Genomic DNA, 18078 nt, shown 5'->3' with positions numbered 1-18078 from the left:
TTTTCTGTTGCTCTTCATCCGTTTCTAATGGTAGGATGTTGGTAAGTGATCTAGAAAATAAGTCACCCATTTTGATAGTATGTCCAATAAATGTGAAAAATATGAGCGGATGATGGTATGAGGAGAGACTTGGCGGGTATTTAGCACTGGCAGGCGCCGAAGGAGCAAGCTGAATCGTTTCAGTGAATCTCTCAGGCAAAAGTACTCTTACCGGACGCAACTCTGGAGAGTGTTTGCTCATCTTTTTTTAGCAAACCACCAAAGGGGAAAACGCACAATGATGTTGTGCTGTAAACTTTCAGGTGCAAGGACAGAGACTTCTTTTTGATAAAAGGGAGCGCTCTGTCCTTTTTTGCTGTGATTTTTTTCTGAAAATTCAGCTTGTGATCTGCACTGAAAGAAAAAAGGGGGAAACGATTGATGTTGAAACGAACACCGCTTTTTCATGCGTATGAAACGTTTGGCGCAAAAACCATTGACTTCGGGGGCTGGGAATTACCTGTCCAATTTTCTTCCATTAAAGAAGAGCACGAAGCTGTTCGAACAAAGGCAGGGCTTTTTGATGTGTCTCACATGGGTGAGGTGGAAATCAAAGGTCAAGACGCCCTTCCTTTTTTACAAAGGTTATTAACCAATGATGTGTCGAAGCTGACAAACGGCAAGGCACTATATACAGCCATGTGCTATGAAGATGGCGGGACAGTGGATGATCTGCTCGTCTATCAAAAAGAAAAGAACGATTATTTGCTTGTCATTAATGCATCGAATATCGAAAAAGATGTGGAATGGCTGCTTCAGCATCAAGAGGCGAACGACGTATTGATCCAAAATGTCTCTGATCAAATCGCCTTGCTAGCCCTTCAAGGACCTCTTGCCGCTGACATCATGAAAGCTGTAGCGGGTGAAGAAGTGACATCGCTCAAGCCATTTACATTTTTATCAAAAGCTGAGGTTGCTCAAAAAGAGGTGCTTGTTTCAAGAACGGGCTACACAGGGGAAGACGGCTTTGAAATCTACTGCAAGTCAGAAGATGCGGTCCACATTTGGTCGGTTTTATTGAAAGTAGGCGAGCCAAAAGGGTTAATACCGTGCGGGCTCGGTGCGCGTGACACCTTGAGATTTGAAGCAAGACTTCCGCTTTATGGCCAGGAGCTGACAAAGGAGATCTCTCCATTAGAAGGCGGGATTGGCTTTGCGGTCAAAACAGATAAAGAAGCCAATTTTATTGGCAAAGAAGCGCTCAAGAAGCAAAAAGAAGAAGGGCCGAAGCGAAAGCTTGTCGGCATTGAAATGATAGATAAAGGGATTCCGCGCACAGACTATCCAGTCTTCTCAGGAGAAAAGCAGATTGGAGTTGTCACCACAGGCACACAATCCCCAACATTAAAGAAAAATGTCGGGCTTGCTTTAATCGAATCTTCTCAGGCGCAGCTTGGAACAGAGATAGAAGTACAAGTTCGCAAAAAACGTCTAAAAGCAAAAATCGTCGCAACACCATTTTATAAAAGAGCCAAATAACGAGGGGGAATAGAGGATGAAGCACAGGTATTTGCCGCAAACCGAGCAAGATCAAAAAGAAATGCTGGATGTCATCGGCGTTCAGTCGATCGATGAGCTTTTTTCAGATATCCCAGAAAAAGTGAGATTTAAAGGAGCATACAACATTAAAGCAGCCGCATCTGAAACAGAGCTTGTAAGGGAATTATCCCGATTAGCTGCAAAGAACAAAGATACGATTTCCTATGCATCGTTTCTTGGTGCCGGAGTCTATGATCATTATCAGCCTGTCATTGTGGATCATGTCATCTCACGTTCTGAATTTTATACAGCATACACACCTTATCAGCCGGAGATTTCGCAAGGTGAACTACAAGCCATTTTTGAATTTCAAACAATGATTGCTGAGCTGACGGGTATGGATCTTGCTAACTCCTCGATGTATGACGGCGGGACGGCATTAGCTGAAGCGGCGATGCTAGCTGCTGGACATACAAAAAAGAAAAAAGTGGTTGTTTCTGAAACGGTTCACCCTGAATCAAGAGCCGTGCTAAAAACATACGCCAAAGGACAGCACATCGAAGTTGTTGAAGTGCCTGCGAAAAAAGGACAGACGGACCTAGCAGCATTAGAAAAGGCTGTCTGCGACGAGACAGCAGCAGTTCTTGTGCAATATCCAAACTTTTTTGGTGTCGTCGAACCGTTAAAAGACATCGAACCTATTGCGCATAATGGAAAAAGTCTGTTCGTTGTTTCTAGTAATCCACTTGCACTCGGGTTACTGACACCGCCAGGAAAACTTGGAGCAGATATTGTCGTTGGTGATGCACAGCCGTTTGGCATTCCAGCAGCGTTTGGCGGGCCACATTGCGGATATTTTGCTGTGACGAAAAAGTTGATGCGAAAAGTGCCAGGCCGTTTAGTCGGACAGACAGAAGACGAAAATGGTGTTCGTGGGTTTGTACTAACCCTTCAAGCGCGTGAGCAGCATATTCGGAGAGATAAAGCGACGTCTAATATTTGTTCGAATCAGGCATTAAATGCATTAGCCGCTTCCGTTGCCATGACAGCGCTCGGAAAAACAGGCATCAAAGACATCGCCTATCAAAACGTGCAAAAAGCTCACTATGCGAAGACGCAGGCAGAAGCATATGGACTGCTTGCTGATGTAGAAGGGGCCCATTTCAATGAATTTGTCATCAAATTACAAGAACCTGTAAAAGAAGCCAATAAACGATTGCTTGAAAAAGGAATCATCGGCGGCTATGACTTAGGGAGAGACTACCCAGCGCTTCAACATCACATGCTCGTCGCCGTGACAGAGCTAAGAACGAAAGAAGAAATTGATACGTTCATTAAGGAATTGGGGGATCGCCATGAATAAACAAGATCAGCCGCTTATTTTTGAATTATCCAAAGAAGGAAGAATTGGTTATAGCCTGCCTGATTTAGATGTACCTGAACAGGAGATCCCGTCCTTATTTGATGAGGCGTATATCCGTCATGAGGATGCGGAGCTTCCTGAAGTATCTGAACTTGATATTATGCGTCATTATACAGCATTATCAAGACGTAATCACGGGGTCGATTCCGGATTTTATCCTCTTGGCTCTTGTACGATGAAATATAATCCAAAGATTAATGAAAAGGTTGCACGCTTTGCAGGCTTCGCGCAAGTCCATCCACTACAGGAGGCGGACACTGTGCAGGGAGCATTAGAATTACTGTATGACCTAGGTGATCATCTTGAAGAAATTACGGGGATGGACGCTGTGACATTACAGCCTGCGGCAGGAGCACACGGGGAATGGACAGGACTCATGATGATCCGTGCGTACCATGAAGCAAGAGGAGACCATAAGCGAACAAAAGTCATTGTACCGGATTCTGCTCATGGAACGAACCCTGCATCTGCGACAGTGGCCGGATTTGAAACCATTACCGTCGCATCTGATGAGAATGGACTTGTTGATTTAGAGGACCTGCGCCGTGTTGTCAATGAAGAAACTGCGGCTTTAATGCTGACGAATCCAAATACACTTGGCCTATTCGAAGAAAATATTTTAGAAATGGCTGAAATCGTTCACGGAGCTGGCGGCAAGCTTTATTATGACGGAGCCAACTTGAATGCCGTTTTGAGCAGAGCAAGACCGGGGGATATGGGCTTTGACGTTGTTCACTTAAATCTTCATAAAACCTTTACAGGTCCACATGGAGGCGGAGGCCCTGGTTCAGGTCCTGTAGGCGTCAAAAAGGATTTGATTCCGTACTTGCCAAAGCCGGTGCTTGTAAAGAAAGAAGGCCGCTTTTACTTCGATGATGATCGACCAGAATCAATTGGCCGCGTGAAGCCGTTCTATGGCAACTTCGGCATTAATGTCAGAGCGTATGCGTATATTCGCTCTATGGGTCCAGACGGCTTAAAGGCTGTAACTGATAATGCTGTGTTAAATGCGAACTATATGATGCGCCGTTTAAGTACTCATTTCGATTTGCCATTTGACCGTCACTGTAAGCATGAATTTGTCCTTTCAGGTAAACGTCAGAAAAAATTAGGTGTGCGTACACTGGATATTGCCAAACGATTACTTGATTTTGGCTATCATCCGCCAACGATCTACTTCCCGCTCAATGTAGAGGAATGTATCATGATTGAACCAACTGAAACAGAATCAAAAGAAACTCTTGATGCCTTTATCGAAGCAATGATTCAGATTGCCAAAGAAGCAGAAGAAAATCCAGAAGTGGTACAGGAAGCGCCGCATACAACAGTCGTCAAACGAATGGACGAAACAAAGGCCGCGCGAAATCCAGTTCTCGTTTTTGAAAGATAAAGAAAAAAGACTCAGGGGGGATCATGCTCCCAGAGTCTTTTTTGTTAGTTCTTTGTTTTGATGCGGCCGCCCCATTTTTTAAAGCCGCCTTTTAAATTATAAATCTCACGACAGCCGTTTTTACGTAAAGTTTGCGCTGCTTTTCCGCTTCTCAAATTGTTTTGGCAATAGAGATAAACAGGCTTGTCAGGACGAATTTCATTTTTGCGCTGTTTTAGCTGGGAAAGGGGGATGTTTCTTGCCCCTAAAATATGTCCGCCATCAAACTCATTTGGCTCTCTCACATCAATGAGTTGAGCTTTGCGGTAACCTTTAATAAATTCTGCTTCCGTCAGCGTTTTCATAATACGCTGCTGATAAATGTAGCTGCCGACAGAATAAAGAACGAAAAGTCCACAAAGTGAGAGGACGATATAGTTGAACATTGACAATACAACTCGACTCCTTCTTGAGCATCAGCACAGTGGCCTGTCTGATGGTACGTTTTAGACAAATACTATTATAGTAAAGCAAAAGAAACTTGTCATCATAAATGGTCAGAATTATTTTCAATTCGTTCCCTATTTGATAGACTGATGAAGAGAGAATATCGGTGGCTGTGACCATCATCTAACATTGACTACGTAAAAGAGAAGGGATTTTATATGCAAAAAGAGAAATGGTGTTTCATTGATACAGGAAATCAAGACCCTGCCTTTAACATGGCAATGGATGAAGCCTTGCTTTATTGGCATAGTGAGAAGCTCATCCCGCCTGTCATCCGTTTTTATGGATGGAATCCGGCGACATTGTCTGTTGGGTATTTTCAGCATGTTGAAAAAGAAATCAACATGGAAGCAGTCGAGCGTTATGGCCTTGGGTTTGTGCGCAGACCAACTGGAGGGCGGGGGGTTCTTCATGATCAGGAGCTGACCTACAGCGTGATTGTGTCAGAGGAACACCCAGAAATGCCGGCGACGGTGACAGAGGCATACCGCGTCATTTCAGAAGGCATTTTAGAGGGCTTTAAAGAACTGGGACTCGATGCGTATTTTGCCATTCCTCGAACAGATAAAGAAAAAGAAAGCTTAAAAAACCCAAGATCGTCTGTATGCTTTGATGCCCCTTCCTGGTACGAGCTTGTCGTAGAAGGCAGAAAGGTAGCAGGCAGTGCTCAAACGAGACAAAAAGGAGTGATCCTCCAGCACGGCTCCATCTTAATTGACCTTGATGAGGACAAATTGTTCGATTTATTTCTTTATCCAAACGACCGGGTGAGAGAGCGGATGCAGAGAAGCTTTAAAAACAAAGCGGTCGCCATCAATGAAATCTCAGACCGAACCTGTACAATAGATGATGCGCGTGTGGCGTTTAAACGAGGATTTGAAAAAGGATTAAATATTGAGCTTGTGCCTTATGAGCTGACAGATGAAGAGTTAGCATTTGTCCACCACCTTGCCAAAACGAAATATGCATCAGACGAGTGGAATTACAAGCGTTAAAGACAGTGGACACTCCTTGTTTTTTAATGGGCGATGGTGTAGAATTGTTATGATTATTAAGTAAAGGTGCATTATGGAGGGGTTTTATGACTACACCTAGTATGGAAGATTACATTGAACAAATATATATGCTGATAGAAGAAAAAGGATATGCCAGAGTCTCTGATATTGCAGAAGCACTCGCTGTCCATCCCTCCTCTGTAACAAAAATGGTTCAGAAGCTAGATAAAGATGAATACCTCATTTATGAGAAGTATCGTGGTCTAATTTTAACCCCGAAAGGCAAAAAAATTGGAAAACGTCTCGTATACAGACATGAACTGCTAGAGCAATTTTTAAGAATCATTGGTGTAGATGAAGAGAAAATTTATGATGATGTAGAAGGCATTGAACATCATCTCAGCTGGAACAGCATTGACCGTATCGGCGATCTCGTTCAATTCTTTGAAGAAAACGACGAGCGATCTGTTCAGCTGAAAGCGATTCAAAAGAAGAACGAACAAACAAATCAAGAATCTTAAGAAAAAGGACACCCTCAGCATGGGTGTCCTTTTTGATTAAAGTTCTAATTGAAAGCATATGCTCTTACACTATTAATAGCGTGATATCAAAGGGGGCTCCTCGATGAAGATAGATGGTGTGTTCTCAGGTGGAGGCATTAAAGGGGCAGCACTTGCGGGTGCCTATGAAGCGCTTGAAGCGAGAGGATATCAATTTGTCCGCCTTGCTGGTACAAGTGCTGGAGCGATCATTGCTTCACTCATCGCGGCAGGCTTTACAAGTCAGGAGATTCGGGGGCTTTTAGATGAAATGGATGAACATCAGTTGCTTGATAGGAGATGTCAATTCATCCCGTTTAAAATGCTTAGATGGGTGTCTATTTATTGGCGTCTTGGTCTTTACAAAGGCGACCGGCTGGAAAAATGGCTGACAGATGTGTTGAAACGAAAGGGGGTCACCGTATTTGGGGATCTTAAAAAAGATTCGCTGAAAATTGTTGCCTCTGATTTAACAAATGGAAAAATTCTCGTGCTGCCAGACGACCTTCCTTCATACGGCTTAAATCCAGAGCGTTTTTCTGTTGCAAGGGCAATCCGGATGAGCTGCAGTCTGCCGTATTTTTTCGAGCCTGTCAAACTAAAGTCATCAAAAGGCATTTGTACCATTGTGGATGGAGGCGTGCTTAGTAATTTTCCAATTTGGTTGTTTGCCGAAGAGAAAAAAAGACCGTTCGTCGGTGTCACATTAACCCCAAACGAAAAAGAACGCCCTCAACACTCCATCCGCAATGCGTTTGAACTGTTTGGCGCTCTTTTTGAAACGATGCGTGGTGCTCATGACGAAAGACACATTGCCACAAAACACGAACGTCATGTGATTTTTATTCCTGTAGAACACGTCATTGCCACTGATTTTCAGCTGATGACAGAAAAGAAAAAGGCGCTCGTCGATCTAGGCAGACAGAAGGCCGAGCAATTTTTAAAAAGCTGGACATTTTAAAACAAAGCGCGATTCTTCTTTTTGTTTTTCTTGCCTTCAATCACAGTTAACTGTGTTTGGCTTTTCTTTTTGAGAAGGACGGGCTTAGACTTGTGGTCAGTCGGCACGCTTCGCAAATGAGTGACCCGATTTTTCATCTGGCTTTTCGTTTTTGGTTTAGGCTGCTGGTAGCGACGTTTAGATTGTTTGACTGCTTTACGATAAAGATTGCCCTCTGTTCCAGTTCTTCGATTCATCAGCCATCTAAATAGGAAAAACATAACCGCTCCAATGATCACAACTGATAGCAGCATTGTAAAAAGTCTGCCTGGATTCGTTGTGAGTAAATACACAAATCCCAAAACACCTAAAGCGAAAATAATGGTAAAAGCAGGATGTACTCGGCGATTCATAACTGTCCACCTCCGAAGGAATTTACCGGATTTATAAGTTAGATCACTTGATGAGCAGAATCTGACGCTTGTTTCAGAGATGCTTCCTCTAAACGAAGAAGTTCATTAAAACTTGCAATGGCTACCTCGACTTGATCGTCAGAAGGTTCTTTTGTTGTCAGCAATTGCAGCCAAAGGCCAGGATAGCCAAGCACTTTCAGCACAGGCACTTCTCGGAGTTTATTCGTAAGCTGAAGCACTTCAAATGAAATGCCGAGAACAACTGGAATGAGCGCCAAGCGATTCAGAATTCTCACCCATAAAGGATCTGTCGGTACGAGTAAATAGACGAACATTCCGACAATGACAGTGAATAAAATAAAGCTGCTACCGCATCGATAATGAAGACGTGATTGTTTTTGGACATTTTCCACTGTGATGTCAAGATTCTGTTCATAGCAGTTTATGACTTTATGTTCTGCGCCATGATATTGAAATACCCTTTTAATTAAAGGGGTCATGGAAATAAAGTAAATATAGCCTAATAACAGGACCAGTTTAAAGAATGTTTCAACTGCGATTTGTGCGAAATTCCCTGAAAAGACGGGCCGCACAAGTTCAGCTAAAAAGACAGGTACTAGGGTAAAGACAAATTTACTAAAGAGGAGAGAGAGAACTCCGATCACAGCAATGCCGAAAATCATAGATAATTTTGAGCTTTGTTGTTCTTTTTCAAGAGTATGATCTTCTGAAGGATCTAAGTCATAGCGCTCGCTGGAGAAGTTCAAGTGCTTACTGCCATTTGCGCTTGCTTCAACAAGTGCAACAACACCCCTGACAAAGGGGATTTTCTTGAGAAAGGCGGTTCGTTTATTGAAGGTCCGGGGAAGCTTTAAAAACTCAATGGACTGATCCTTACGCCGAATCGCTGTCACATAGTTCTTTTTACCTCCGAACATGACACCTTCGACAACTGCCTGCCCTCCATATGCTGGAGATTTTGTTTGATTGGACATATTTCATCAACCTGCCTGTTTCCTGTAATTTACATGCATTTCCTTATACCTTTATTGTACAGGAAATGTAGGGAAATCACTAGCGCACAGGTCGATTATCTACTAGAATTCTATCTACCTCTTTTTAGCCAGTATACCCTGTTATAAAAATTTTACACTCACGTATGGAAATCCTTTTTTTTATGACATTTTGGACATACTACTTGCTGGAGGTGTTCACAAATGAAACGTGATGAAAAGAAAAACCAAGAAGAGAACAATCAGTCTGTACAAACGTCATCGCTATTGGCAAGAGCAGCTGCGACAGGCTTTGTTGGCGGTGTTTTTTGGGGCTTTATCGGGTTTCTGACCCATATGTTTCATTTCTCAGAGGTGAGTCCCAATATGCTCCTTCAGCCTTTTGTGCTCGGAGAGTGGAAAAAGGGCGGACTTGGTACTTTTATCAGTATTGTGCTTTTAGGGGTTTTATCAATCGGAGCAGCCTTTATTTATTATGGGCTTTTGAAACGGATCAAAGGCTATTGGATGGGGCTGATATATGGCGCGCTTTTATGGCTGATCGTTTTTTACTTATTTAACCCGATTTTCCCAGATGTAAAGCAAGTACAAGATTTGCAGCAAAGCACCATCGTCACGACATTTTGCCTATATATTTTATACGGCATGTTTGTCGGGTACAGTATTTCGTTTGAATATAATGAATTAACGAGTCAAAAGCTTGCGAGGGCACTCGGGAAAAAGACAGAATAAAGTGTAAATCACCTATTCATATGATAAAATATTTTTGGAAACGAAAGGTTTCTAAGGAAAAAGAAACAGATCTCGATATAGATTGAATTAGGGTGAAGGAGTGGTTGTATGCCTCATTTTCTTGTGCTGAATGGGCCGAATTTAAATAGGCTTGGCAAAAGAGAGCCGGCTGTTTACGGAAGTAAGACGCTGACAGATTTAGAGACAGATTTGTTCCAGTTTGCAGAAAGAGCCAATATCCAGTTAACGTTCTTTCAATCAAATCACGAAGGAGATTTGATTGATGCGCTCCACGAGGCAGAAGATCAGTACGATGGAGTCGTATTTAACCCGGGGGCTTTTACACATTACAGCTATGCCCTGAGAGATGCCATTGCAAGTATTTCTTTATCCGTCGTTGAAGTACATATCTCAAACGTTCATAAGAGAGAGGAATTCCGCCATCATTCTGTACTTGCTCCAGTATGCCAAGGGCAAATCGTTGGTCTTGGTTTAGAAGGGTATAAATTGGCGATTCGTTATTTAGTGAGTGAAGGGGGAGCAGTATCATGAAACTTGAAAAGTTAAGAACACTTTTATCTGAATTAGAGATCGATGGTCTAGTCATTACGAGCAGCTTTAATTTACAGTATATGACCAGCTTTACTGGTTCAGCCGGTCTCGCCGTTGTTTCAAAGGATCGGGCAGCTTTTATCACGGATTTCCGTTATACAGAGCAAGCGAAGGACCAAGTAAAAGGCTTCGACATTATTGAACATAAAGGAAATATCGCAGAAACCGCAGCTCAAACGGCAAAGGAATTTGGGATCAAACGCCTTGGATTTGAACAAAACCATATGACATTTGCCACGTACCAGCAGTATGCAGATAGAGCAGGTGATATTGAGCTTGTTCCGGTCTCAGAATCAGTTGAAAAGTTGCGCTTGATTAAGTCTAGTGAAGAGATTAAGATATTAGAGGAAGCTGCGAAGATTGCAGATCACGCCTTTGATCATATTCTCACTTACATCAAGCCGGGCTTGACGGAAATTGCTGTCATGAACGAGCTTGAATTTTTCATGAGAAAAGAAGGCGCTGAAGGATCTTCATTCGATATGATTGTCGCCTCAGGTGTTCGTTCAAGCCTGCCGCACGGAAGAGCGAGTGAAAAGGTGATTGAATCTGGTGATTTAGTTACACTCGATTTCGGTGCTTACTATAAAGGGTATTGTTCTGATATGACAAGAACGATTGCTGTTGGCAGACCGAGCGATAAGTTAAAGGAAATTTATCATATCGTATTAGAAGCAGAAAACGCTGGTGTGGATAGAATCAAGCCAGGCTTAACAGGAAAAGAAGCTGATCGCATCACACGTGACATCATTGAAAAGTATGGCTATGGTCAATACTTCGGGCATTCAACTGGCCACGGGCTAGGGATGGAAGTACATGAAGCGCCAGGCCTTTCCTCACGATCAGAGGTCGTTTTAGAAGAGGGCATGGTCGTGACAGTTGAACCGGGAATTTACTTGCCGGATGTCGGCGGCGTGAGAATTGAGGATGATATTGTCCTGACAGCTGACGGCAATAAACGATTGACCCACTCACCGAAAGAACTTATCATATTATGATGGTGAAATGTAGGAGGATGACAAAATGATTTCAGTAAACGATTTTCGTACAGGCCTGACAATTGAAGTGGACGGCGGTATTTGGCGTGTAGTGGATTTCCAACACGTAAAGCCAGGGAAAGGCGCAGCGTTTGTTCGTTCGAAACTGCGTAACCTGCGTACTGGTGCTATTCAAGAAAAAACATTCCGTGCAGGCGAAAAAGTAGCGAAAGCTCAAATCGAAACAAAAACAATGCAATATTTATATGCAAATGGCGACCAACATGTCTTCATGGATACAAGTTCTTATGAGCAGCTTGAACTAAGTGAAACACAAATTAAAGATGAGCTGAAATATTTGCTAGAAAATATGTCGGTTCACATTGTGATGTATGGTGCTGAAACACTTGGAGTAGAACTTCCAAACACGGTAGAACTAGAAGTAGTAGAAACAGAGCCTGGTATTAAAGGTGACACGACATCAGGCGGATCAAAACCTGCAAAAACAGAAACTGGTTTAATCGTCAACGTTCCTTTCTTTGTGAACCAAGGAGATAAACTAGTCATTAATACATCAGACGGTTCATACGTGTCAAGAGCGTAATGAACGAAAAAAGACTGTAAACCTCGTGTTTACAGTCTTTTTTTATTGTAAAACATGTAAGACTCCCCCAAAAGGTACGCCTTCTCTCAATTCTCTCATTCATCTCTTTTCCTTTCCGAAAAACAAGACTACTTCCAGCTAGACAAGCATATAGTGTAAAAAAAGCTGGAGGTTCTAGTATGAAACAATTTCTCCCGGGCATCCATCCATCAGTCGCTGCGATGGCAGGCATGAGGTTTTTATCAGCAACGATTGAAATGACAGCCGCCATCCTCATTTTAGTCACAAATGATGTCCGAAAAGCGGTTGTCATTAATAGTATATTGGCGATCATTGGGCCGCTCATTTTTATTATCACGATGACGATTGGAATCTATCAAATCGCAGGGCAGTTATCCTATGCCAAGCTCGTCTTTATTTTCATTGGTGTCGTATTTATTCTTGTTGGGATTTATAAGTAAAACGGCTTGGCATAATTAACGGCTCCCATCATACATTTTAGAGAAGAAAAAAAGGAGGGGAATTCGTTGCGGAGCTTGTTGGATATTCTCCCGCACTCGATTGGACAAGAACTTAGACTGCTAAAAGAAGCAGAATGGGATCAAATAGAAGAAATCCGCATTCGCACGGATCGTCCTATTGAATTAATGCAAAGAGGAAAACCGCGCTTTCTTTCTTATCGCACAACAGGAGAAGATGCGTCTCAGCTATTAGGCAGGCTGAGCAATTACAGCATGTACACACTTGAAGAGGAGCTAAAGCAAGGCTACATCACCATTTCAGGCGGGCACCGGGTGGGACTTGCAGGAAAGGTGATCGTTGAAAACGGCATTGTCAAAGGATTAAGAGATATCTCTTCATTTAATATCCGCATCGCAAAAGAAAAAGTCGGGATTGCGCTTCCCTTTCTTCCTTATTTATATGATGAGCACTGGTGCAATACACTGATCATCGGTCCACCGCAAACAGGGAAAACGACATTATTGCGGGATATAGCAAGACTGGCTAGTACGGGCACAAAAGCAATTCCTCCTAAAAAAACAGGCATTATAGATGAGCGATCAGAAATCGCTGGGTGTATAAGAGGGGTGCCGCAGCACCAGTTTGGACACCGGGTGGATGTGCTCGATGCGTGTCCAAAGGCTGAGGGCTTGATGATGATGATTCGGTCTATGAGTCCAGAGATCATGATTGTCGATGAAATCGGCAAACGCGAGGATGTGCAGGCACTTTTAGAAGCGATTCATGCGGGGGTCACCATTATCGTTTCCGTTCATGGGTATTCACTTGAAGATGTATATAAACGTCCATCATTGAAACCGCTATGGGAGCTTCGTGTGTTTGAGCGTTATATTGAATTAAATCGCAAGGACGGTCCCGGCACGATCGGACGAATATATGACCAAGGCGGACAAGAGATGAAATGGAGGCGGGGAGTGGACGTATGTTAAAGCTCATTGGCGCTATCTTGATTGTCGCGGCTACGACTTGGGGAGGGTTCGAGTTTGCCAAACGATATAGCGACCGGCCGAAACAAATTCGACAGCTCCGGTTTGCGCTCCAGTCTCTTGAAGCTGAAATTATGTATGGTCAAACACCTCTAGCGCGTGCAGCAGAGCAAATTGCGTCACAAGTAGGCACTCCTGTGAATCGGTTATTTGAACAATTTGCAGAAAAGCTGAAAGGTGGAACTTTTTCTGCACGGCATGCATGGAATGAGAGTCTTGAGGATGTTTGGAAAAAAACCGTCTTAAAAAAAGGCGAATATGAGGCACTGAAGCACTTTGGAGAAACACTTGGCCAGCATGATGTCACGTCTCAGCAAAAATATATCAAGCTTGCTTTAGGTCATTTGGAATCGGAGGAGAAGGAAGCTGAAATCGCCCAAGCCAAAAATGAAAAAATGGTCAGAAGCCTCGGATTTTTAAGCGGATTACTACTGATTCTTTTATTGATGTGAGAGGAAGGGAGTCGAGAGCATGGGCGTTGATGTAAACGTCATTTTTCAAATTGCGGGAGTAGGCATCGTTGTGGCATTCCTCCATACGATTTTAGATCAAATGGGGAAAAAGGAGTACGCTCAGTGGGTCACGCTGCTTGGGTTTATCTACATTTTGTTTATGGTAGCAACCATTGTAGATGATTTGTTTAAAAAGATTAAAGCCGTATTTCTATTTCAAGGATAGGGGAGGGCTTACAAATCGAAATCATACAAATTGTTGGACTTGGTTTAATCGCTACTTTTTTAGCATTAATCGTCAAAGAACAAAAGCCAACCTTCGCCTTTTTGCTAGTTGTATTTACAGGGTGTGTGATCTTTCTTTATTTAATAGATCAAATCTATGCCATTATCTCGATGATAGAAAAAATTGCGGCAAGTGCCGGTGTCAATATGAAGTATGTTGAAACCATTTTAAAAATTATTGGCATTGCCTATATTGCGGAATTTGGCGCCCAGCTGACAAAAGATGCTGGACAAGGCGCCATTGCATCAAAAATAGAGCTTGGCGGCAAAATTCTCATCTTGGTCATGGCAGTTCCTATTTTAACAGTCATCATTGAGACGATCTTAGGTATGATCCCGTCTATGACTTAATTGAAAAGAGGTGATGACAATGAAACGGGTGACAGCTGTTATGGGACTGATGCTTTTCTTCTGGCTGATCGCTCCGCACGCAGGTGCAGAAGAAAAAGAGCCTTTATCAAATGAAGCACCAGCAGCAGAAGACGTGGCGGCTGGACAAGCTGATGCACTTGAGCTTCATTCCATTAGTGACTTTTGGGAAACCATATTGGATGAGTATGGCGGCTTTCTGCCAGAAAGCCAAAAAGGAACAGTGAAAGAAATGATTGATGGCGATAAAGAGCTGTCTCCCAAGACATGGCTGAAAGCCTTTGTTCATTATCTTTTTCACGAGGTCATCGCAAACGGAAAGCTCCTTGGGACACTGATTTTACTCACCATCTTTTGTTCGCTTTTACAGCTTTTGCAGAATGCATTTGAACAGAGCACTGTCAGTAAAGTCGCATACGCACTTGTTTATATGGTGCTGATCATTATTGCACTCAACAGCTTTCATGTGGCGATTTCTTATGCAACGGAAGCCATTCAAACGATGACCAGTTTTATTCTTGCTCTTATTCCTCTGTTATTAGCACTTATTGCTTCCTCAGGCGGGCTTGTCTCAGCCGGATTCTTTCATCCGGTTATCTTATTTTTGATGAATACGAGCGGCGTTTTTATTCAATATGTCGTTCTTCCGCTTATTTTTTTATCAGCGATATTAAGCATTGTCAGTACGCTGACTGAACAATACAAGGTTACCCAGCTTGCCCAGCTGTTAAGAAATGTGGCGATAGGCGGGTTAGCCGTTTTTTTAACTGTCTTTCTTGGTGTCATTTCTGTGCAAGGGGCATCTGCTGCGGTTACAGATGGTATCACACTTCGTACAGCCAAATTTATTACCGGAAATTTCATCCCCGTCCTTGGCAGAATGTTTACAGATGCGACGGATACCGTCATCAGTGCCTCTGTATTACTTAAAAATACGGTCGGACTTGTCGGCGTCGCTATTCTCATTTCAATTGCCGCCTTCCCTGCGATCAAAGTGCTCTCGCTAGCTCTTATATATAAGCTTGCCGCAGCCATTCTTCAGCCATTAGGAGGCGGTCCGATTATCAGCTGCCTTGATGTCATTTCAAAAAGTGTGCTCTATATCTTTGCTGCACTTGCTGTCGTATCGCTCATGTTCTTTTTAAGCATTACCGTCATTATCACTGCTGGCAATTTGACCATGATGATGAAGTAAGGAGGGGACACCTTTTGAGTTTTCTCACGGAATGGATCACAAGTATTATTCTCTTTATCTTATTTGCGATTGTCATTGATCTTCTGCTTCCCAATTCAAGCATGCAAAAATATGCCAAAATGGTCGTCAGTCTCCTGTTGATTGTCGTGATGCTCAATCCGATTTTTGCTTTATTTCGGGCAGACCCTGACCAAATCTTCTCAGAATTGATGAAGGGGAAGGAAGAAGCACAGTCAGAAGAAATAAAAAATCAGATGAATTTAGAAAAAAAAGAAATACAAGCCTCTCAGCGTGCATATATTTTAAAGCAAATGGCTGTCCAACTAGAAAAAAGCGCAAAGGAGCCACTGGAGAAGGAGAGCTATGAAATGAAACACGTAGAAGTGCAGGCAGATGTTGAGCACCTGGATCAGAATATGGAGGCGGATCAATTTCGCATCAAAGCAGTTCTTTCCCCGCTCACAGGTGATGCTGTAGAAACGGTGGCAAAGGTGGACATTGATCTCTCCAGGCAAAAGGAGGACAGCGCTGGATCTTCTAGCAAAGAGATCAAGAGGGTGAAAGAGACGCTTGCTGATGTTTGGAATACGAGTCCTGAGCACATTGCGCTGAACATTGAGGGAGGTGACGCAGCAGATCATGAATAACAAGGACTGGAAACAAAAGCTGAAATCATTCTTGCAGCCGCCTGAAAAAGGTGAAGGGAAACCAAAATTAACGAAGCACCATTACTTGCTGCTTGTATTCATCATCGGCGTATCTTTCATGTTAGTCAGTCAGATCTTGTCACCGCCATCAAGCAAAGAACAAGCTGCTGTTCCTGCTTCTAAAAAAACAACCTCACAAGAGCAGGAGGTATTCAAGCCGGCATCGTCAAGTAAATCAAAGAATTCGATTGAGGATGTGGAGCAAGAATACGAAAATCAGCTGAAAGAAATTTTAGAGACCATTATTGGCGTTGAGGATGTATCGATTGTGGTCAATGTAGACGCAACTTCTTTAAAAGTGTTTGAAAAAAACAAATCCAATAAAAGCACAACGACCGAAGAAACAGATAAAGAAGGCGGCGTGCGAAGTGTCACTGATCAAACAAAAGAAGAAGAAATCGTCATCATCAAAAATGGCAATGAAGAAACGCCAGTTGTGGTGCAAACGAAAAAACCAGATATTCGAGGTGTTCTCGTTGTTGCTCAAGGAGTAGACAACGTTCAAATAAAGAAAACCATCATTGAAGCGGTTACACGAGTGCTTGATGTACCGAGCCATAGAGTGGCTGTTGCCCCTAAAAAAATCAAGGAGGATTCGGAATGATGTTAAAAAAACAAACGGTTTGGCTATTAACGATGCTAAGTTTAGTTGTCGTCTTAAGTGTGTACTATATCATGTCTCCACAAGGTGAAAATGCAGTGACAGTAGAAGAGATGAAATCAAAAGGAACGGAAGAGAAAAAGACTGAACCAGAAAAAGGAATGGATAAAGGAACAGAAAAAGGCGCTGATGAGAAGTCCACTGACAAAGAAACAAATGGTAAACAAGAGGATATCGAAACAAGCGGTGAAGAAGGAAAGGCTGTGTCAGAGCAAACAGACGATGAGCTTTTTACAACATACAGATTAGAGCTTGAAGATAAACGAAGCAAGCAGCGCGAAGAGTTCAACGAAATCGTATCCAGTGATGATGCAACAGCACAAGAAAAAAGCGAAGCGTATGACCAAATGACAGCGCTTAGTGAAGCAGAAGGAACGGAGCGTCAACTTGAAACCTTAATTAAAACAAAAGGTTATAAAGATGCGCTAGTGAGTGCAGAGGGAGATAAAGTGAGCATCACAGTTCGTTCTGACAAAAAATCAAAGTCCCAAGCTGCCGATATTATTGATATGGTCACAAAAGAAATGAGAGGTCTTGATAACGTAGCGGTCACTTTTGAGCCCTCTAACGAATAAAAAATGAACAGACGCCCTTTGCCGAAAAGGGCGTTTTTTGATGCGGTTTTGCGCCCTCTTCAAGATGCTCTCGCAAAGCGCTTCGCCACAATAGTAGTTGAATTCATTGAAATCCTCCTGTAAGATGGTTATAGTATGTACTTTTAGTACTAGCCTATAAAGAAAAAGATAAATCCATACATAGGGGTGCAAATCCATGTTAAAAATTGAAGAAATTCATGAACTGATTAAATTAATTGACGAATCTACTATTGATGAATTTACGTACGAAAACGAAGGTGCAAAAATCAAACTGAAGAAAAATAAAGAAGTCGTTCAGCAAGTTGCGGCACAAGCATCAGTGGCTCCTGTCCAAGCAGCTCCAGCTCAACAAGCTCCTAAAGCACAAGCTCCAGCTCAGACCGAAGCCCCTGCACAAGAGGCAGCTGCGTCTGATAATCTGCATAAAATTACATCCCCAATGGTTGGCACATTTTATGCTTCATCTTCACCAGAAGCAGGTCCTTACGTGACAACAGGTTCTAAGGTGAACGAAAACACAGTTGTGTGCATCGTAGAAGCGATGAAACTGTTTAATGAAATCGAAGCAGAAGTAAAAGGTGAAATCGTCGAAGTATTAGCTGAGAACGGTCAGCTTGTAGAATTCGGACAACCCCTCTTTCTAGTGAAAGCAGAGTAAGGAGT

At 42.7% G+C, this 18078-nt stretch carries 23 protein-coding genes and 2 riboswitches; of the genes, 20 read left to right on the top strand and 3 right to left on the bottom strand.

Annotated elements, in window-relative coordinates:
• The first annotated feature begins 109 nt into the window (after positions 1-109).
• Positions 110-217: riboswitch (glycine riboswitch) on the top strand.
• Positions 218-220: 3 nt separating this feature from the next.
• Positions 221-316: riboswitch (glycine riboswitch) on the top strand.
• Between the two features lie 104 nt (positions 317-420).
• From gcvT to gcvPB, 3 genes are read left to right on the top strand one after another with little or no spacing between them, the layout of a single operon-like run.
• A complete protein-coding gene (gcvT, locus tag SB660_RS07965) occupies positions 421-1518 on the top strand; it encodes a glycine cleavage system aminomethyltransferase GcvT (RefSeq protein ID WP_144462734.1) in 1098 nt (365 codons plus the stop codon).
• A 16-nt stretch (positions 1519-1534) separates the two neighbouring features.
• Positions 1535-2881 carry an aminomethyl-transferring glycine dehydrogenase subunit GcvPA gene (gene gcvPA / locus SB660_RS07960; RefSeq protein WP_410582044.1) on the top strand — a complete coding sequence of 449 codons (1347 nt, stop codon included), beginning with the start codon at positions 1535-1537 and terminating at the stop codon, positions 2879-2881.
• Positions 2874-4331, top strand: coding sequence for an aminomethyl-transferring glycine dehydrogenase subunit GcvPB (gene gcvPB / locus SB660_RS07955; RefSeq protein ID WP_058014693.1), 1458 nt, complete (start codon positions 2874-2876; stop codon positions 4329-4331). Before gcvPA ends, gcvPB begins: the two co-directional genes overlap by 8 nt.
• A 44-nt stretch (positions 4332-4375) precedes the next feature.
• Here the strand turns inward: gcvPB and SB660_RS07950 are convergent, their stop codons facing one another.
• Positions 4376-4756 carry a rhodanese-like domain-containing protein gene (locus tag SB660_RS07950; protein ID WP_041816283.1) on the bottom strand — a complete coding sequence of 127 codons (381 nt, stop codon included), beginning with the start codon at positions 4754-4756 and terminating at the stop codon, positions 4376-4378.
• A gap of 219 nt (positions 4757-4975) precedes the next feature.
• Here SB660_RS07950 and SB660_RS07945 point away from each other — a divergent pair, with 219 nt between their 5' ends.
• The 3 genes from SB660_RS07945 to SB660_RS07935 all read left to right on the top strand — a co-directional run bounded on the left by SB660_RS07945 (position 4976) and on the right by SB660_RS07935 (position 7312).
• Entirely contained in the window at positions 4976-5812 is an 837-nt protein-coding gene (locus SB660_RS07945) for a lipoate--protein ligase family protein (protein ID WP_003216009.1), read from the top strand.
• An 86-nt stretch (positions 5813-5898) separates the two neighbouring features.
• A complete protein-coding gene (mntR, locus tag SB660_RS07940) occupies positions 5899-6333 on the top strand; it encodes a transcriptional regulator MntR (RefSeq protein WP_003215946.1) in 435 nt (144 codons plus the stop codon).
• A 103-nt stretch (positions 6334-6436) separates the two neighbouring features.
• The gene (locus SB660_RS07935) at positions 6437-7312 is read left to right on the top strand and encodes a patatin-like phospholipase family protein (protein WP_058014695.1); all 876 of its coding nucleotides are present in this window, start codon (positions 6437-6439) and stop codon (positions 7310-7312) included.
• On the opposite strand, the gene SB660_RS07930 is transcribed toward SB660_RS07935, so the two are convergent.
• Together SB660_RS07930 and SB660_RS07925 are read right to left on the bottom strand one after the other, a co-directional pair.
• The gene (locus SB660_RS07930) at positions 7309-7704 is read right to left on the bottom strand and encodes an SA1362 family protein (RefSeq protein WP_003215754.1); all 396 of its coding nucleotides are present in this window, start codon (positions 7702-7704) and stop codon (positions 7309-7311) included. The genes SB660_RS07935 and SB660_RS07930 overlap by 4 nt on opposite strands.
• A 38-nt stretch (positions 7705-7742) precedes the next feature.
• Complete coding sequence (locus SB660_RS07925; protein ID WP_410582040.1) at positions 7743-8699, bottom strand: DUF1385 domain-containing protein; 957 nt, start codon at positions 8697-8699, stop codon at positions 7743-7745.
• A gap of 222 nt (positions 8700-8921) precedes the next feature.
• Here SB660_RS07925 and SB660_RS07920 point away from each other — a divergent pair, with 222 nt between their 5' ends.
• The 14 genes from SB660_RS07920 (at position 8922) to accB (ending at position 18073) form a co-directional block, all read left to right on the top strand.
• Positions 8922-9449 carry a YqhR family membrane protein gene (locus SB660_RS07920; RefSeq protein ID WP_410582038.1) on the top strand — a complete coding sequence of 176 codons (528 nt, stop codon included), beginning with the start codon at positions 8922-8924 and terminating at the stop codon, positions 9447-9449.
• 108 nt (positions 9450-9557) lie between these two features.
• On the top strand, positions 9558-10001 hold the full coding sequence (gene aroQ / locus SB660_RS07915; RefSeq protein WP_003215787.1) for a type II 3-dehydroquinate dehydratase: 444 nt from the start codon (positions 9558-9560) through the stop codon (positions 9999-10001).
• Entirely contained in the window at positions 9998-11059 is a 1062-nt protein-coding gene (locus SB660_RS07910; protein ID WP_410582036.1) for a M24 family metallopeptidase, read from the top strand. Before aroQ ends, SB660_RS07910 begins: the two co-directional genes overlap by 4 nt.
• Positions 11060-11084: 25 nt before the next feature.
• Complete coding sequence (gene efp / locus SB660_RS07905; protein ID WP_003215497.1) at positions 11085-11642, top strand: elongation factor P; 558 nt, start codon at positions 11085-11087, stop codon at positions 11640-11642.
• A 179-nt stretch (positions 11643-11821) separates the two neighbouring features.
• Positions 11822-12103 carry a YqhV family protein gene (locus SB660_RS07900; protein WP_268496889.1) on the top strand — a complete coding sequence of 94 codons (282 nt, stop codon included), beginning with the start codon at positions 11822-11824 and terminating at the stop codon, positions 12101-12103.
• A gap of 66 nt (positions 12104-12169) precedes the next feature.
• Positions 12170-13093, top strand: coding sequence for a stage III sporulation protein AA (gene spoIIIAA / locus SB660_RS07895; protein ID WP_268496891.1), 924 nt, complete (start codon positions 12170-12172; stop codon positions 13091-13093).
• Entirely contained in the window at positions 13087-13602 is a 516-nt protein-coding gene (gene spoIIIAB, locus SB660_RS07890; RefSeq protein WP_058014701.1) for a stage III sporulation protein SpoIIIAB, read from the top strand. The genes spoIIIAA and spoIIIAB overlap by 7 nt, the downstream gene beginning before the upstream one ends.
• A 19-nt stretch (positions 13603-13621) precedes the next feature.
• Entirely contained in the window at positions 13622-13828 is a 207-nt protein-coding gene (gene spoIIIAC / locus SB660_RS07885) for a stage III sporulation protein AC (protein ID WP_003153142.1), read from the top strand.
• A complete protein-coding gene (gene spoIIIAD / locus SB660_RS07880) occupies positions 13825-14238 on the top strand; it encodes a stage III sporulation protein AD (RefSeq protein WP_144462743.1) in 414 nt (137 codons plus the stop codon). Before spoIIIAC ends, spoIIIAD begins: the two co-directional genes overlap by 4 nt.
• Before the next feature lie 19 nt (positions 14239-14257).
• Entirely contained in the window at positions 14258-15451 is a 1194-nt protein-coding gene (gene spoIIIAE, locus SB660_RS07875) for a stage III sporulation protein AE (RefSeq protein ID WP_058014702.1), read from the top strand.
• 14 nt (positions 15452-15465) lie between these two features.
• Positions 15466-16098 carry a stage III sporulation protein AF gene (spoIIIAF, locus tag SB660_RS07870; protein ID WP_144462747.1) on the top strand — a complete coding sequence of 211 codons (633 nt, stop codon included), beginning with the start codon at positions 15466-15468 and terminating at the stop codon, positions 16096-16098.
• Complete coding sequence (gene spoIIIAG / locus SB660_RS07865) at positions 16091-16762, top strand: stage III sporulation protein AG (RefSeq protein ID WP_012010535.1); 672 nt, start codon at positions 16091-16093, stop codon at positions 16760-16762. The genes spoIIIAF and spoIIIAG overlap by 8 nt, the downstream gene beginning before the upstream one ends.
• Positions 16762-17394 carry a SpoIIIAH-like family protein gene (locus SB660_RS07860; RefSeq protein ID WP_003216063.1) on the top strand — a complete coding sequence of 211 codons (633 nt, stop codon included), beginning with the start codon at positions 16762-16764 and terminating at the stop codon, positions 17392-17394. The genes spoIIIAG and SB660_RS07860 overlap by 1 nt, the downstream gene beginning before the upstream one ends.
• A 196-nt stretch (positions 17395-17590) precedes the next feature.
• Positions 17591-18073: an acetyl-CoA carboxylase biotin carboxyl carrier protein gene (accB, locus tag SB660_RS07855; protein ID WP_012010533.1), complete on the top strand. Its 483-nt coding sequence runs from the start codon at positions 17591-17593 to the stop codon at positions 18071-18073.
• Positions 18074-18078 lie beyond the last annotated feature (5 nt).

The sequence above is a fragment of the Bacillus sp. SIMBA_005 genome, assembly GCF_046535585.1.
In the GTDB taxonomy this organism is placed as follows: Bacteria; Bacillota; Bacilli; order Bacillales; family Bacillaceae; genus Bacillus; species Bacillus pumilus.
The sequence above is the reverse complement of the archived record's forward strand: the minus strand, read 5'-3'. Positions and strand labels throughout refer to the sequence as shown.